Annotated in this window: 15 protein-coding genes; 9 read left to right on the top strand and 6 right to left on the bottom strand. The window is 70.2% G+C overall.

Annotated features, from left to right (window positions below; all coding sequences use genetic code 11):
* Together ED92_RS20010 and rmuC are read right to left on the bottom strand one after the other, a co-directional pair.
* Positions 1-661: DUF6542 domain-containing protein (locus ED92_RS20010; RefSeq protein WP_037340900.1), on the bottom strand; the 661-nt coding region annotated here is incomplete at its 3' end.
* 467 nt (positions 662-1,128) lie between these two features.
* Positions 1,129-2,043 (bottom strand): DNA recombination protein RmuC, encoded by a 915-nt coding sequence (rmuC, locus tag ED92_RS20015; RefSeq protein WP_016337155.1) that lies wholly within the window; start codon positions 2,041-2,043, stop codon positions 1,129-1,131.
* Positions 2,044-2,222: 179 nt separating this feature from the next.
* Here rmuC and ED92_RS20020 point away from each other — a divergent pair, with 179 nt between their 5' ends.
* Positions 2,223-3,374 carry an exonuclease SbcCD subunit D gene (locus tag ED92_RS20020; protein WP_037340902.1) on the top strand — a complete coding sequence of 384 codons (1,152 nt, stop codon included), beginning with the start codon at positions 2,223-2,225 and terminating at the stop codon, positions 3,372-3,374.
* Positions 3,371-6,322: an AAA family ATPase gene (locus ED92_RS20025; RefSeq protein WP_037340904.1), complete on the top strand. Its 2,952-nt coding sequence runs from the start codon at positions 3,371-3,373 to the stop codon at positions 6,320-6,322. Before ED92_RS20020 ends, ED92_RS20025 begins: the two co-directional genes overlap by 4 nt.
* Positions 6,323-6,406: 84 nt before the next feature.
* Here the strand turns inward: ED92_RS20025 and ED92_RS20030 are convergent, their stop codons facing one another.
* Both ED92_RS20030 and ED92_RS20035 read right to left on the bottom strand, forming a co-directional pair.
* Complete coding sequence (locus tag ED92_RS20030; RefSeq protein WP_037340906.1) at positions 6,407-6,907, bottom strand: methylated-DNA--[protein]-cysteine S-methyltransferase; 501 nt, start codon at positions 6,905-6,907, stop codon at positions 6,407-6,409.
* 10 nt (positions 6,908-6,917) lie between these two features.
* Positions 6,918-8,363, bottom strand: a complete 1,446-nt coding sequence (locus tag ED92_RS20035) for a DNA-3-methyladenine glycosylase 2 family protein (protein ID WP_037340907.1) — start codon at positions 8,361-8,363, stop codon at positions 6,918-6,920.
* 105 nt (positions 8,364-8,468) lie between these two features.
* Between ED92_RS20035 and ychF the strand changes: the two genes are divergently transcribed.
* Positions 8,469-9,551 carry a redox-regulated ATPase YchF gene (ychF, locus tag ED92_RS20040; RefSeq protein WP_037340910.1) on the top strand — a complete coding sequence of 361 codons (1,083 nt, stop codon included), beginning with the start codon at positions 8,469-8,471 and terminating at the stop codon, positions 9,549-9,551.
* A gap of 20 nt (positions 9,552-9,571) precedes the next feature.
* Positions 9,572-9,898: a hypothetical protein gene (locus ED92_RS20045; protein WP_037340912.1), complete on the top strand. Its 327-nt coding sequence runs from the start codon at positions 9,572-9,574 to the stop codon at positions 9,896-9,898.
* A gap of 1 nt (position 9,899) precedes the next feature.
* Here the strand turns inward: ED92_RS20045 and ED92_RS20050 are convergent, their stop codons facing one another.
* Positions 9,900-10,268 carry a hypothetical protein gene (locus tag ED92_RS20050; RefSeq protein WP_037340914.1) on the bottom strand — a complete coding sequence of 123 codons (369 nt, stop codon included), beginning with the start codon at positions 10,266-10,268 and terminating at the stop codon, positions 9,900-9,902.
* A 42-nt stretch (positions 10,269-10,310) separates the two neighbouring features.
* On the opposite strand from ED92_RS20050, the gene ED92_RS20055 reads away from it, so the two are divergent.
* Genes ED92_RS20055 through ED92_RS20065 form a run of 3 tightly spaced genes read left to right on the top strand, consistent with a single transcriptional unit; the run spans position 10,311 to position 12,389 of the window.
* Positions 10,311-10,721: a hypothetical protein gene (locus tag ED92_RS20055; protein WP_037340916.1), complete on the top strand. Its 411-nt coding sequence runs from the start codon at positions 10,311-10,313 to the stop codon at positions 10,719-10,721.
* Positions 10,718-11,185 carry a DUF6357 family protein gene (locus ED92_RS20060; protein ID WP_037340917.1) on the top strand — a complete coding sequence of 156 codons (468 nt, stop codon included), beginning with the start codon at positions 10,718-10,720 and terminating at the stop codon, positions 11,183-11,185. The genes ED92_RS20055 and ED92_RS20060 overlap by 4 nt, the downstream gene beginning before the upstream one ends.
* 28 nt (positions 11,186-11,213) lie before the next feature.
* Entirely contained in the window at positions 11,214-12,389 is a 1,176-nt protein-coding gene (locus ED92_RS20065; RefSeq protein ID WP_037342470.1) for a DUF6357 family protein, read from the top strand.
* 5 nt (positions 12,390-12,394) lie between these two features.
* Here the strand turns inward: ED92_RS20065 and ED92_RS20070 are convergent, their stop codons facing one another.
* Positions 12,395-12,871, bottom strand: coding sequence for a hypothetical protein (locus tag ED92_RS20070; RefSeq protein ID WP_037340920.1), 477 nt, complete (start codon positions 12,869-12,871; stop codon positions 12,395-12,397).
* Between the two features lie 54 nt (positions 12,872-12,925).
* Here ED92_RS20070 and ED92_RS20075 point away from each other — a divergent pair, with 54 nt between their 5' ends.
* Entirely contained in the window at positions 12,926-13,300 is a 375-nt protein-coding gene (locus ED92_RS20075) for a hypothetical protein (RefSeq protein WP_037340921.1), read from the top strand.
* A 12-nt stretch (positions 13,301-13,312) separates the two neighbouring features.
* On the top strand, positions 13,313-14,374 hold the full coding sequence (locus tag ED92_RS20080) for an ankyrin repeat domain-containing protein (protein WP_037340923.1): 1,062 nt from the start codon (positions 13,313-13,315) through the stop codon (positions 14,372-14,374).
* Positions 14,375-14,386: the final 12 nt, after the last annotated feature.

Here is a 14,386-nt window from a genome sequence, read left to right on the forward strand (position 1 = left end):
CCGGACGGCGGCGCGGCGGAGCACCGTCTCGCGGCGCGGCGTCGCGGGGCGCACCGCGGCGGGAAGGCGGGGGCGGGGTCTGACCGGTCCGGGACGCCGGACGGCCACGGCCCGGCGCGGCGGCCGCGGCGGGACGGGCGGCGGGCTTGGCCTCGTCGCGGCGTTCCGGTTTGGTGCCCGGCTTGACCTTCACCGGGGCCTCGGGATCGCGCTCGCGGTAGATCCGGAAGATGCCGATCGCCAAGGTGATGCCGGTGGTGATGGCCATCGTCGGGAAGCCGTTGATCAGCGGCGTGCCGACGTCGAAGGCTCTCGAAAGAAGATCCGTGCCCTTGCTGCCGTCCGAGGTCAGGAGGATGACTCCCGGGACGGTCACGGCGAGGACCAGGGGCGGCTGCACCATCGGGCCGAACAGCCCGCGGCGCTGGACGGCCACCACCGCGGCCACCGCGCCGAGCGCGTAGCAGGCCTTGAACAGCAGGCCCAGGTCCTTCTGCATCATCATGTCGACGAAGGCGCCAAGGATGGCGAGCCCGAAGCCCACCAGGACGGCCGCCCACCAGGGCAGCCCACGCCTGGCGCCGACGAGCGGACGCTCGTCCCAGGCAACGGGGACGTCGTCGGCATCAGGATCGCTCTGGCGATCGCGAATCGCGGTCACAGGCTCCACCGTATATCCAAGCTGCGGGCATACCGCCAACAGGCGGTGTGTCTATCGCCTGGTAGTGGTCATTCCGGACCACCCGGACGGACCGTCCGGGCACTTACCGGAAGTACTACGAGTAAGCGGGCGACAAGGTTGTCTTCCGGGCTGAAATGGAGCTCGCGATTCCGGAAACCGCTGGTGGGGCGGGTGCGGTCGGTGTGCTGAGTACCTGCGGTACCTGAAGGCCCCCTTCCTGTACTTAGGCGCAAGGATGGGGGCCTTCATGTACTTGGGGAAGGTGTGAAGGTCGAGTTTCCTCGGCTGAGCCGAGGGAAGGGACCCTTCACGCGCGGCGGCTGTGACCACTGGTGCTCATGGGGCCTGTATGACGGCATGCGAGTCCGTGAAGGCCTCCTTGAGGGACCCAGAGTCCCTCAAGGAGGCCTTCACGGACCGGACCTGGACCGACTACAGGCGGCACCTCACGACGCGGGGAGTTCGTCCGCCTTCCTGATCAGCGGCACCGGTGCCGGGCTGCCCGCGGCGTCCGTCAGCGGCGAGACCGTGCTCCGGAAGCTCTCGAGCGCCTCCAGCTCCCGCCGCCGAGCCGAGATGAAACGCTGCAGGTGGGTGCTCGACAGGTTCAGCGCGTCGACCGCGTTGCCCGCGGCCCGGTGCGCGGCCGCGGCGCCCGCCCGCACCTGCTCGACGTCCTCGACCAGTGCCCGTTCGGTCGCGGCGAACAGCGCGGCGGAGGCCAGTACGGCGAATCCCGTCGGCCCGCACAGGAAGACCCGCCGGTCCAGCATCCAGCGCAGCAGTTCCGGGTCGGTGTCCAGTGCCGCCACGACGGCCGCGTCGGACGGGACGAACATGATCGTCCCGTAGATCGCGTCGGCCCAGCGCTGGTAGCCCTTGCCCGCCAGCTCGGCCGCCCGCGACCGGAGCTGCCGGACGTGGACGCGCAGCGCGTCCAGCCGTTCTTCGGGGTCGTCGGTCTCGACGGCCTCGGCCCAGCAGGCCATGCTCGCCTTCGCGTCGACGGGGACCGTCCGGCCGCCGCCGACCCGCAGCACCATGTCCGGTTTCGCGGCGCCGCCGCCCGCCAGATCCGTCTGCAAAGTGAAGTGCAGCTCCTCGCGGAGCCCGAGCGCGCGTGCGGTCTCCAGGAGCACTTGCTCGCCCAACTCGCCCCGGCCGCTGATCGAGGCGAACGCGACCTCGTACCGGCGCAGCGCGAGCTGCTGCTGATCCGCCTTCGCCCGCTCGGCCGCGACCTGTTTCGCCGCCGCGTCCGCCCGCCGCATGCCGTCGTTGTACAGCCGCCAGAGCAGCGCGACGGCCGCGAGCAGCAGCAACGCGAGCACGACGGCCGCGGTGGTGATCACCGTCGCCACCGGTACCTCCCCTCCGGATCCGAGTCGGAGGACATCATGGCGGAACCCACCGACAAAACCGGAGCGGCGCGGTCGCGCTCCGTATCTGACCTGCGTCGTCCCCGGCGTGTCGGAAAGCGCAGTGCCGCCAAGGGCGCGCCTCCGCTGTCCGGCCGGTGTGCGGCCCTACCTTGGGCTGCGTGAAGCTCCTGCACACCTCCGACTGGCATATCGGCCGCACTTTCCACGGCGCCGATCTGCTCGCCGAACAGGAAGCCGTGCTGGGTCATCTCGCCGAGCTCGTGGTCGCCGAGTCGGTCGACGTCGTGCTCGTGTCCGGCGACATCTACGACCGTGCGGTGCCCTCGGCGGAGGCCGTCCGCGTCGCCACCACGGCGCTGGGCCGGATCCGGCAGGCCGGGGCGAAACTGGTGATGACCCCGGGCAATCACGACTCCGCGCCGCGGCTGGGCGCGTTCGCCGAATTCGCCGCGGCGGGCGGGCTGCATCTGCGCGCCACGATCGACGGGCTCGCCGAGCCGGTGCTGCTGCCCGACGAACACGGCGAGGTCGCCCTCTACGGCATCCCGTATCTGGAACCGGAGCCCGCGCGCCACGCCCTCGGCGTGCCCGAGGCCCGCGGCCACACCGGCGTCCTCACCGAAGCGATGCGGCGCATCCGGGAGGATCTCGCCGGGCGGCCGTCCGGGACGCGGTCGGTGGTGCTCGCGCACGCCTTCGTCACCGGCGGCGAGCCGACCGAATCCGAGCGGACCATCGCGGTCGGCGGCGTCGAGCAGGTGCCGGGTTCGGTGTTCGACGGCGTCGATTACGTCGCGCTCGGCCACCTGCACGGCCCGCAGACCCTCGCCGAGCACCTGCGCTATTCGGGCAGCCCGCTGGCGTACTCGTTTTCCGAGACACGCCAACGGAAATCGGTCTGGCTGGTGGAACTCGGCGCCGACGGGCTGGCCGAGGTCCGGCGCCACGAACTGCCGGTGCCGCGGCATCTCGCGATGCTGCGCGGCGAGCTGGCGGAGCTGCTTTCGGATCCGGAGCACGACGGCCTCACCGAACATTTCCTCTCGTTCACGGTCACCGATCGGGTCCGCCCGATCGACGCGATGCGCAAACTGCGTGAGCGGTTCCCGTACGCGGTGCACATGGACTGGCAGCCGGAAGGCGGGCACGACGGGGCCGCGCTGAAGTACGCCGAAGCCGTCCGCGGGCGGTCCGACGTCGAGATCACCCGCAGTTTCCTGGAGGACTGCCGGGGCTCCGCGCCGTCGGAGAGCGAGGAGCGGCTGGTGCTGGCGGCGCTGGGCGCGGCGGGCAGGGAGCGCGAAGTATGAGACTGCACCGCTTGGAGGTCGCCGCTTTCGGTCCGTACGCGGGCCGTGAGGTGGTGGACTTCGACGCGCTCGGCGCGGACGGGCTGTTCCTGCTGCACGGTGACACCGGCGCGGGGAAGACGACGCTGCTCGACGCGATCGCGTTCGCCTTGTTCGGCACCGTTCCCGGCGCTCGCGGCGAGGTCAAACGGCTGCGCTGCGACCTCGCCGAGCCGGATCAGGTCACCGAGGTCGTCCTCGAACTGACCGTGCAGGGCCAGCGGATGCGGATCGCGCGCAACCCCGAGTACCAGCGGCCCAAGCGCCGGGGCGAGGGGATGACCGTCCAGCAGGCGAAGGCGGTGCTCAGCTGGGTCGGCACGGTACCCGCCGGCCACGTGGCCGAGGGCATCACACGGATCGACGAGGTCGCGCGCACGGTCGAACGGCTCATCGGCATGACGCACGAGCAGTTCTTCCAGGTGGTCCTGTTGCCGCAGGGCGAGTTCGCACGGTTCCTGCGCGCGAACACCGCCGAGCGCGAGGAGCTGCTGGAGCGTCTGTTCGGCACCGAGCGCTTCTCGGACGTCGAGGACTGGTTCGCGAACCTGCGTGCCGAACGCGGCCGCGAGTTGCAGGCCCGGCAGCAGTCGCTGCGGGAATGGGTCGCCCGGTTCGCACAGGTCGCGGGGCAGGAAGCGCCCGAAGAGGGGCAGGCCGAGTGGGTCGACGAGGTGCTGGCCGAGTCGGCGCGCCGCGTCGGCGAGGCACAGGAACGTGACACGAAGGCCCGCGCGGCGGCGAAGAAGGCCGAGGCCGTCTGGCAGGAGAACCGGTCGACCGCCGAACGGATCCGCCGCGTGCGCACCGCCTATACGCGCTTGTCGGTGATCGCCGAGCAGGCGGACCAGCGTGCGGAGTGGGCGGAAGAGGTCGAGGCGGCCCATCGCGCGGCCGGGGTGGTCGCCGAGGCCGATCTCCTCGAACGCAGGCTGGACCAGCTCGCGGAGGCCGAAGCGGCCGAGGCTCTCCGGGCCCAGGAGGTTCCTGACGCGGTGGACAGTTCCGCAGCGGAGCTGCGCGCTCGGGCGGGTGGTTTGCGGGAAGAGGCGGGCGCGCTCGCCGAACTCGTGGCGGAAAGCGAGCAACAGCACCAGGATCTGGCTCGGCGCGAGCAGCTGACCGCGGTCGCCGCCAAGGCGGAGAAGCAGGCCGAGGAGTTCGCCGCCGAACTGGGTGCCGCGCCGGAGAAGGTCACGGCTTTGCGTGCCGAAGCGGCCGCTGCCGCCGAAGCCGAAGCGAAACTCGACGGCGCTCGCGCTCGCGTCGACGAGCTGACCGCGCTGGCCCGCGACGCCGACGAGATGCCTCGGGTGAAGCAGGCCGTCGAGCGGGCGCGGGTGGCGGTCAGCGAGGCCGTGGACGGTCATCAGCAGGCCCGGCAGCATCGTCTCGATCTGCGTGAGCGGCGTCTCGAAGGGATGGCGGCCGAACTCGCCGCCGGCCTCCACGACGGCGAGGACTGCCCGGTCTGCGGAGCGACGGACCATCCGTCGCCGGCGACGCACACTGGTGGCCTGGTCGATCCCGAGGACGAACGCCGCGCCGAAATCGCGGAACAGCAGGCACATACGCGGCGTGAGAAGGCGAAAGCCGCGTTGCAGGAGGCCGAAAACCGCCTGACCGTCCTGATCGAGCGGCTGGGTGAACACACCGCCGAGACGCTGCGGGCCGAACTCGGCGAGGCGCGCGCACTGGTCGCCACACTGTCGGAAACCGCACGCCGACGGCCCGCGCTCGAGACACAGGTCGTCGCCCTGGAACGGAAGATCGAGCAGCTGACCGAACAGCGCGGGGCGGCCGAGCGTCGTGCGGTCGAGATCGCGACCGAGGTACGCGGTCTGACGGAGCGGCTGACCGAACGCGAGCGCCGGTTGGAGAGCGCACGAGGCGAGTGCGCCGACGTCGCCGCCCGGCGGCGGCATCTGCTCGGCGTCGCGACCCGCCTCGACGCGCTCGCCGAAGCGCGGCTAAGTGTCGCGGGTGCCCGTGAGCGGCGGGACGAGCAAGCGAAACTGGTCAAGGAAGCGTTGCTGGCCAAGGGATTCGCCGATCTCGACGAGATGCGCGCCGCCGCGCGGCCGGACGAGCAGATCACGAAACTGGAGGCCAGTCTCGCCGACGCGAAGGTGATGGAGCGGGCCGCCCGCGAGGAACTCGCGCAACCCGACCTGTTCGGCATCTCGCCGGAGGACGAGATCGACGTCGGTGCTTCGGCGGACGCGGCGCGGGACACGCGAAGCGAGGCCGAGCAGGCGCTCGTGGCGCTGCGAGCGGCCACGTCACGGCACGCCGACCTGACGAAACTGGCCGAGCGGATGACGTCCTTGATGGCGGATCTGGCGCCGGTCGAAGAGCGGTACCTGGAACTGAAGGCGCTGGCCGAGGTGGTCAACGGGCGCGGCCAGAACGCGCGGAAGATGTCGCTGCGTTCCTATGTGCTGGCCGCGCGGCTGGAGGAGGTCGCGGTCGCGGCGACCGCGCGGCTGCGGACGATGAGCCAGGGCCGCTACTCCTTCGTGCACTCGGACGCGGCCGGGGCGCGGGGCACCCGCGGTGGCCTCGGGCTCGACGTGCTCGACGACTACTCCGGCACCATCCGGCCCGCGAAGACGCTGTCCGGCGGCGAGTCCTTCCTCGCGTCGCTCTCGCTGGCCCTGGGGCTCGCCGACGTCGTCGCCGCCGAAACCGGTGGAGCGCTGCTGGACACGCTGTTCATCGACGAGGGCTTCGGCACGCTGGACGCCGAGACGCTCGACATCGTCATGAACATCCTCGACGAGCTTCGCGCCGGAGGGCGAGTGGTCGGGCTGGTGTCGCACGTGGAGGAGCTGCGGCAGCGGATCCCGACGCGGCTACGCGTCCGGAAGGCGCGTACGGGCTCTTCGGTGGAGATCCACGCCGCCTGACCCGCTCCTTGAAGTGTCATGAAAGGGCCGTTCAGGACATCTTTTGTCCTGAACGGCCCTTTCATGACACTCGGGACGGGCAGTTCAGGCCGCTTCGTGGGTCAGCAGCCACTGCTTCGCCGGCACACCCCACCGGAAGTTCCCCACACCGCCGCCGGTCCGCACCACCCGGTGGCACGGCACGAACAACGCCGCCGCGTTCTTCGCGCACGCCGACGCGGCCGCCCGCACCGCCGCCGGATTCCCCGCCAGCGCCGCGTACTCCGCGTAGCTCACCGGCTCCCCGGCGGGCACTTTCCGCAGGATTTCCCAAGCGTGCTCCCGGAAAGCGCCGGACCGTTGCCGCACCTCGACATCGGCGACGGCGTCCAGGTCGCCGTCGTGGTACCGGCGGATCGCGGTGCTCACCGGCCCCAGATCCCGTCGTTGCCTCACCTCGCCGGGGGCGAGCGACGGCGAGATCAGCGTCGTCAATTCGGCGACGTCGCCGGTCCAGCCCGAGGCGAGCACGGCCCCGTCACCCGCCACGACGGCGGTGAACGGACCGATCTTCGTGTCCATTGTGGACCAATACGCGATGCTCATGGTTTTCCTTTCAAGCGCGCAGTAGGTACATGCCGGCGTACGAGGACCAGGGCTGCCAGGCCCGCCCGCGTTCGGCCAGCGTCTTTTCGTCGTCGGGGATGCCCAGCGCCGCCGCTCCACGGCGCAGCCCCGGGTCACCGGTCAGCAGGACGTCGGGCGCGCCGAGCACCCGCATCAGGACGTAGTCCGCGATCTCCGGCCCGATTCCCGGGAGCTCCAGAAGCTCCGCCCGCAGCTCCAGGGGATCGCGGCCGACGTGGACCGACACCTCGTCCGCCAGCGCGCGGGCCACGGCGGCCACCCGTTCCGGGCCGTGTTCGGCGACCTGGGCCGCCGTCGGGAACACCGTGGTCAGCCCCTCGAGTGACTCGTCGCAGCTGGGCACGCGTTCGCCGAGGCTCTCGGCGAGCGCGGCGGTCTCGGCGGGGGAGAGCATCGCGCGCAGCACGAGCTCGTCGCCGTCGACCGCGCCGGGCACCCGGATGCCGGGGATCGCTTCGACCAGCGGCGCGAGGGCCGGGTCGGCCCCGAGGACCCGCGAGACCGCCTCGGGATCGGCGTCGAGGTCGAGCAGCCGCCGCACCCTGGCCACCGCGCTGCTCAGGTCACGCAGGTCGGTGAGCCGCAGATCGCAGCGGACGTGGTCGTCCTTCGCCGTCAACCACACCACGCCGATGCCGTGTGCGAGCCGCAGCGTGCGGCCGTAGCCGGTCACGCCGGAGTCGTCGCGCGTCACGTGCTCGACGCCGGGGACGGCCCGGTCGGCCAGGAAGTCCAGCACCCCGTCCGCGTCGAACGGCTTCCGGAACGGCAGCCGCAGGCTCAACCGGGTCCCGGTCGGCAGTTCCTCTGCCTTACGCCGCCGCAGGCTCGCCGCCCGAAGCTGCGAAGGCGTCGTCGCGAAGACCTCTCGGATCGTCTCGTTGAACTGGCGGACGCTGGAGAACCCGGCCGCGAACGCGACGTCCGTCAGCGGGAGCCCGGACATCTCGATCAGCAGCCGCGCCGAATGCGCCCGGTGCGCTCTGGCCAGCGCCAGCGGACCGGCGCCGAGTTCCGCGGTGAGGACGCGTCCGAGCTGGCGTTCCGAATAGCCGAGCCGCCGCGCGAGCCCCGGGACGCCGTCGCGTTCGACGGTGCCGTCCGAGATGAGCCGCATCGCCCGTGCGGCGAGGTCGGCCCGGATGTCCCAGTCGGGGGAGCCGGGGACCGCGTCGGGCAGGCAACGGCGGCAGGCGCGGAAGCCGTGCGACTGCGCGGCCGCCGACGTCGGGTAGAAGCGGACGTTCTGCTGCTTCGGCGTCGACGCGGGGCAGGACGGACGGCAGTAGATCCCGGTGGTGGCGACGGCCATGATGAACTGGCCGTCGAACCGGGAATCACGGGCGGCGACGGCGCGGTAACACCGTTCGGTGTCGCGCCACACGGCCCGTTCGGCCAGGGTCTGCTCGGTCATGACATCGATCGTGCCACCAGGTCGGAGGCGTGGCTGGCGGAAATCCGACACGGCGATCAAGGCCTCGGCGGATGGGGCGGCGGGCGGCACGTAGACTTCTGGCCCGTGAGTCTCACCCTCGGCATCGTCGGCCTGCCCAACGTCGGCAAGTCCACCCTGTTCAACGCGCTGACCCGCAACGACGTGCTCGCGGCGAACTACCCGTTCGCGACGATCGAGCCCAACGTCGGCGTCGTCCCGCTGCCGGACCCGCGGCTGGACCAGCTCGCCGAGGTCTTCGGCTCCGAGCGGACCGTGCCCGCCGTCGTGTCCTTTGTGGACATCGCGGGCATCGTGAAGGGCGCGTCCGAGGGGGCCGGTCTCGGCAACAAGTTCCTCGCGAACATCCGCGAGGCCAACGCGATCTGCCAGGTCATCCGCGTGTTCGACGACCCGGACGTGATCCACGTCGACGGCCGGATCGACCCGGGCAGCGACATCGAAACGATCAACACCGAGCTGATCCTCGCCGACCTGCAGACCCTGGAGAAGGCGCTGCCGCGGCTGGAGAAGGAAGCGCGGACGAAGAAGGAGAACAAGCCCGCGCTCGACAACGCGGTCAAGGCCAAGGAGATCCTCGACGCCGGGCGCACCCTCTTCCAGGCGCAGAAGGAGGTCGACTTCGAGGCGCTGCGCGAGCTGAGCCTGCTCACCACGAAGCCGTTCCTCTACGTCTTCAACGCCGACGAAGGCATCCTCACCGACGAGTCGCGCCGCGAGGAGCTGGCCAAGCTGGTCGCCCCGGCCGACGCGGTGTTCCTCGACGCCAAGGTCGAAGCCGAGCTACTCGAACTGGACGACGAAGAGTCCGTGCGCGAGCTGCTGGAGTCCGTCGGCCAGCACGAGCCGGGTCTCTACTCCCTCGCGCGCGCCGGCTTCCACACCCTCGGCCTGCAGACGTACCTGACCGCCGGCCCCAAGGAGTCGCGCGCCTGGACGATCCCGCAGGGCGCGACCGCCCCGCAGGCCGCGGGCGTCATCCACACCGACTTCGAGCGCGGCTTCATCAAGGCCGAGGTCGTCTCGTTCGACGACCTGATCGAGAACGGCTCGATGGCCGCCGCCCGGTCCGCCGGCAAGGTGCGCATGGAGGGCAAGGACTACGTCATGGCGGACGGCGACGTGGTGGAGTTCCGCTTCAACGTCTGATGCCCCGAGGAGCCAAGGGCATGAGCGCCGATCGCGACGTCTCGTTCATCGATCGCTGGGGTGTCGAGATCGAAGACGACATCTCCGTCGAGACCTTCGGTGCCCTGCTCGACGCGCTCAACGACGATGCCGATGCCGAGCACGTCGTCGTCGACATCAACGACAGCGACGACTGGTTCGTCGAGTTCACCCGCCGCTCCGTCTGTTTCCAGCAGGCGGAACGCGGCGGGGAAGTCGTCGGCACCCTCGACTACGCCGACCGCGACGAGGCGCTCGCGATCGCCAAGGAGTTCATCGACGGCGACTTCGAGGCTCTTCGCGCACGCTCCTGGAAGTCCGACGGGTGAATCACACGCCGTAGCGGTCCTGGAACATCGTCGCGGGTGCCTCGCCGTGCCGCGCCGTGTAGGCCGCCACGATCTCGTCCGCCACGTCCTCGCCGGCCTGAAGACGGACGAGGTACGGAACCGCCCAGTGCAGCTCGGCGGCGTCGAAGTCCTTCTCCCAGAGCGGATCGAGCCCGGTCCGCGTCTCGTCGAGCACAGCGGAGAGCGGAACCTGTCCGCCCGCGTTCACCGGATGCGGGCCCACCGAGATCGAGAAGCGGGAAGCGGCGCCTGCCGGGTTGACGGCCATTTCCATGGGGTGCGGGTGGTGGCCGGGCGCCGTGCGCGCGATCACGAGGAACCGCAACGGCCGCCGTTTCGTCTTCTTCATGCGGCCATTCGAGCACGCCGCCACGGACCGAGGATGAACCGCATGACGAGCCCCGCCCTCTCGCCGCTTGCCCGCGCTCTGGCGCGCACGGACTTCGCGGAGAACTGGTACCGCTGGTGCGACGCCCGGCGCGACTGGGCGGCCGAGGCGACGGGTACCTACGACGAAGACTCCCTGCTGACCGCCAGCGGCGTCGTGTGCAGCCTGACGGTCCAGCTCGGACGCGGACTCAACTCCCAGGAGTGCCGCCTGGCGGTGCTCGCGGGCGGCGAACGGCAGGGGGAGCCCGAGATGCTGCACGCGATCACGCGCGCCATCCGGCTCTCCCAGGGCGAGCCGGAACCGGCCCCGCCCTACCCTCGGCCGATCATCGGCAGCCGCGGTCAGCTGGAGGTCGTGTCGCGCGAGATCGTCGACGTTCTCGGCCAGGTCGCCCGAGGCTGGGCGTCATGACCGAGGTCCTCTTCTCCCGTGAGAACGGTTGGATCCCGCGAGTGATCCGCGAGAACGGCGAGCTCGTCCTCGAACTCGGCGCCGGAGCCGACGCCAACCATGATCCCCGCAGGTTCACCCTCCCGATCTCGGAAGCCCATTTGGCGGTGATCCGCGGCGATCTGGTCCGGCATCTGCTGCTGTGGAGCGCGATCCTGCCGCTCTGCGCGGCCGCCGGGATCCGGCGGCCGCTCGACGAACGCGCGGCGGTCGCCTTGCTGGACCCGATCCTCCTCGGGGCGCCCGCCGAAGTGGAGTTGTTCTTCCAGGACATCCGCTGGGACGTACGGCGGCTCGTCGCCCAGGGCGCGGACGTCGAACTGCTCGGGCGCGGACGGCTCTTCGCCGCGTTGGGTTCCGCGACCGAGCGGTCCGACTGGTCGCTCGTCCAGCGGTACGACGCCAACCGTGGGCACGCCCGATGAGTTTCCCGCTGTGTTCGGAAGGACGACGATGAGGCCACTGACCTTCAGTGACGACAAGGAAAACGAGCAGAAGTGGGTGCCGGGCGGTGCGCGATCCGCGGCCGACGCGTTCCGGGAGTTCGTCGACCGGCACCGTGCCGACGACAACGCCACGTTCTGCATCGAGGACGAGGAGAACGAAGAGGCGCTGCTGCTCATGTACGACGCCGGCACCATCTGCCGGATCAAGGGCGCGCAGGACTCGCAGGTCGAGTACCGCCTCGTCACCAACGGCGGCGACTACCGGAGCCAGGTGGCGAACTTCGTCCGCGGCGGTTCGGCCGCGCTCGACCGCAGCGGGCCGTGGTTGCCGGACGTCGCCGCCCTCGACCGGGCGAGGCTCCGCTTCGAGTTCGACGGGTCCGTGTTGCGACGGACCCATCCGCGCGAGCTGCGCCGTCGCCTGGAGATCCTGACCGTCATCGACGGACACGAGCCGGCGACGGTCGACGGGGTCACGCACTTCGGCTTCGGCAACGGCGGCGGCGACACGGTCAACGCCTGGTTCACCGCCGACGGACGCGGCCTGGTGACGACTTTCGACCACACCAGCGCGCTCAACTTCTACGAAGACCCGCAGGCGCAGGCCGCCCTGTACGACGGTGTGCCGGCGGACCTCCTCGCCATGGTGAAGGACGCGCCCGAGACGGAGACGACGCTCGAGGTCGGCGGCCTGGTGGCCGCCGGTGGCGTCTTCACCTTTTCGGGACCATGCGCCATGTCGGAAGGACTGGTGGCCCGGCTGCAGGAGGCGCGACTGGACGTCGGGGAGACCGGGGTCGGCTGGTTGCTGGAAGGTCTTCTCTCGTTGCAGGACTTCACCCCCGCCGCGGTCGCGGAGGAAGTGGCGTGGTGGAGCGACGAGGACATCGAGAAGGGGTTCGCCGCTGCCCCTCGGGAACAGCCCGCGCCGTTCGACCAGGAGACGGTGGATCGCTTCTGCAAGATCTGGGCCGACTCCGGGTACAACGATCGCTGGGACGTGCACTACGTCTTCTTCGACGGCAACACGGTCGAGGACGTGGGGGAGGCGCGGGACGAGCTCCTGGCCTTGGTCCGGACGCTCGGACTCGAGCGCGTCGACGCCCCGCCCGGAGCCCCCACCGGTGAAGTGTGGGTCCGCACCGACCCCCGTATCGACGCCGAGCTCGAGCGCTGGTCGTGACTTCGTCAGGGAAGGCCCCGGACTTGCCGCCCGGCGGTTCGGATGAACACGGACAGGGTTTCCTGGCTGCGTTCTTCATGCTGTTTCACGGCGGCGAGATCCGGAGCTCGGTGCAGGGCCTCGATCGGCTCGAAGGTGGCGTCGACGAGTTGGAGGATTTCGGAATCGTCGGTGAGCATCTGGATCCTGAGCCGCGCGTGATCGGCCGCCGCCCCGCGCTTGTCGGATTCCGTGTGCGCGGCCCGCATCTCCTCGTCCGGCGCCGAGCGCTGTTTGAGGAACCATTTCGCGATCACGCCTTGCCGCAGTTCGGTCATGGCTTCGGCGAAGGCCACGTACGCGGCGATCCGTTCCTGCCGAAGCCGTTCGTCGCGAGCGGTCCGCTCCGTTCGCCGTGTGTTCAGCAATCCGAGCAGGTACGTGAGGGTCGAACCGGCCAAGGTGCCGGAGATCGCGACCACGCTGGTCAGCACGCCGTTCATGGCCGGGATCGTAGGATCTCCGCAGCCGCGCGGTAACCGAATCCGAGGAGAACAGTGCCGAACGACGACGCCGTCGATCTCATCAGATCGCTGGTCGATGCCACGGGACCGGCCGACGGCTGGGAATCGCTGGCGATGATCCTGGAATTCGGGGAGGGGTTTCGCAGTGCGTATGGGTACGCGTATTCGCCCGGAGACGTCATCGCGCCCGTGGCCTGCAAGTGGTCGAGTATCGAAGCCGCGGTGGACGCGTACCTGGGCGGCTACTACCGACCCGGCGACAAGCTGCCGGTGAAGATCCTCGTGCAGTTCGACCGGACGGCCGGAAAGTACGAAGTGACGTTCGAGGACACCGACGAGGACCGCTGGGCCGTGAAGCCGAAGAACTTCCGGACGATGCGCGAACAGCTGCGCCCGAAGTTCGGCTGAAAGGCGAAGACGATGGCACGAAAGCGAAAGACCCTTCCCAAGGACTTCCAGGAGATGCTGACCTCGGCATCGGTGGACGAACTCAAAGCCGTCTTCGGCAAATGCGAGATCGACGCGCGGGGCGGCTACAGCAAAGGGACCGCGATCGGCTTTCCGGAGTGCCCGGACGAGCTCATCGTCTGGCTGACCGGGCAAGGGCTCGCCGTCGACACCCCGGACAGCTACGGCAGGACACCGCTTCACGCGCGGGCTTCCCGCGGTGCCACGAAGCAGATTCCTTTGCTGCTCTCGCTCGGCGCGGACATCGATGCGGCCGACACCTCCGGGAAAACGCCGCTTCAGGCGGCGGTCGAGAGGCTGAGGACCGAGTCCGTGCGAGTGCTGATCGAGCACGGGGCGTCGACCGCGATTCACGACAGGCGCGGTGACTCGTTGCTGATGCGATGCCTGATCAGTACGGAAAACGCCTACCTCCGCGAGTCCGCCGAGATAGCGAAGCTGCTGCTCGACCACGGAGCGAGCATCACGGCCGAGATGCGCCAGAAGGTCGAACGGATCGGTAGCGGCTTCGAGTTCCACCGCGAGACCTTCAACCGGGATCTCCTCGAAGAGACCGACGCCGCGCTCAGTGAGCTGTACCGGATCTTCGACGTCGAGCCGGTCGCGCGGCGGTCGAAGCACGACGGGGTTTCGCCGATCGTCGTGCCCGACGGATCCTGGCAGGAGCGGCACAAAGCGCTGTGGGAGCTTCTCGTCCCGTCGCGCGGCGCGGGCGCGACGGTGCAGTGCGAGGCCATCCGCGTCACCGGCCGGATCTCCGACGAGATGTTCCGCAACGGCGGGGCGAACTGGGACCGTGCCTATCGCGCGATGGCCGACGCGTTCCCGGGTTTCCTCGCGCAGGGCGAACCTCTCGGCGAGGAAGAACTCCGTGAGGCCAAGGAGATCGCCAAGCAGATCCGGTCGGGCCGCGGGGCGGACGACCACCTCGATCGCTTGAGCGAGCTCGCCGTCGCCTGGGTCGCGAAGAACCCGGCCCCGATCGCCTTGGGAGCGGTGGACTACACACGTTGAGGGGGTGCCGGG

It is taken from the genome of Amycolatopsis sp. MJM2582 (assembly GCF_000754115.1).
In the GTDB taxonomy this organism is placed as follows: Bacteria; Actinomycetota; Actinomycetes; order Mycobacteriales; family Pseudonocardiaceae; genus Amycolatopsis; species Amycolatopsis japonica.

Bases quoted from the DNA above. Each gene is read 5' to 3' on its own strand.
- ED92_RS20050 (WP_037340914.1), bottom strand. From the start codon at position 10,268: ATGAAGAAGACGAAACGGCGGCCGTTGCGGTTCCTCGTGATCGCGCGC.
- ED92_RS20070 (WP_037340920.1), bottom strand. From the start codon at position 12,871: ATGAACGGCGTGCTGACCAGCGTGGTCGCGATCTCCGGCACCTTGGCC.
- ED92_RS20045 (WP_037340912.1), top strand. From the start codon at position 9,572: ATGAGCGCCGATCGCGACGTCTCGTTCATCGATCGCTGGGGTGTCGAG.
- ED92_RS20055 (WP_037340916.1), top strand. From the start codon at position 10,311: ATGACGAGCCCCGCCCTCTCGCCGCTTGCCCGCGCTCTGGCGCGCACG.
- ED92_RS20030 (WP_037340906.1), bottom strand. From the start codon at position 6,907: ATGAGCATCGCGTATTGGTCCACAATGGACACGAAGATCGGTCCGTTC.
- ED92_RS20060 (WP_037340917.1), top strand. From the start codon at position 10,718: ATGACCGAGGTCCTCTTCTCCCGTGAGAACGGTTGGATCCCGCGAGTG.
- ED92_RS20035 (WP_037340907.1), bottom strand. From the start codon at position 8,363: ATGACCGAGCAGACCCTGGCCGAACGGGCCGTGTGGCGCGACACCGAA.
- ED92_RS20065 (WP_037342470.1), top strand. From the start codon at position 11,214: ATGAGGCCACTGACCTTCAGTGACGACAAGGAAAACGAGCAGAAGTGG.
- ED92_RS20080 (WP_037340923.1), top strand. From the start codon at position 13,313: ATGGCACGAAAGCGAAAGACCCTTCCCAAGGACTTCCAGGAGATGCTG.
- ED92_RS20025 (WP_037340904.1), top strand. From the start codon at position 3,371: ATGAGACTGCACCGCTTGGAGGTCGCCGCTTTCGGTCCGTACGCGGGC.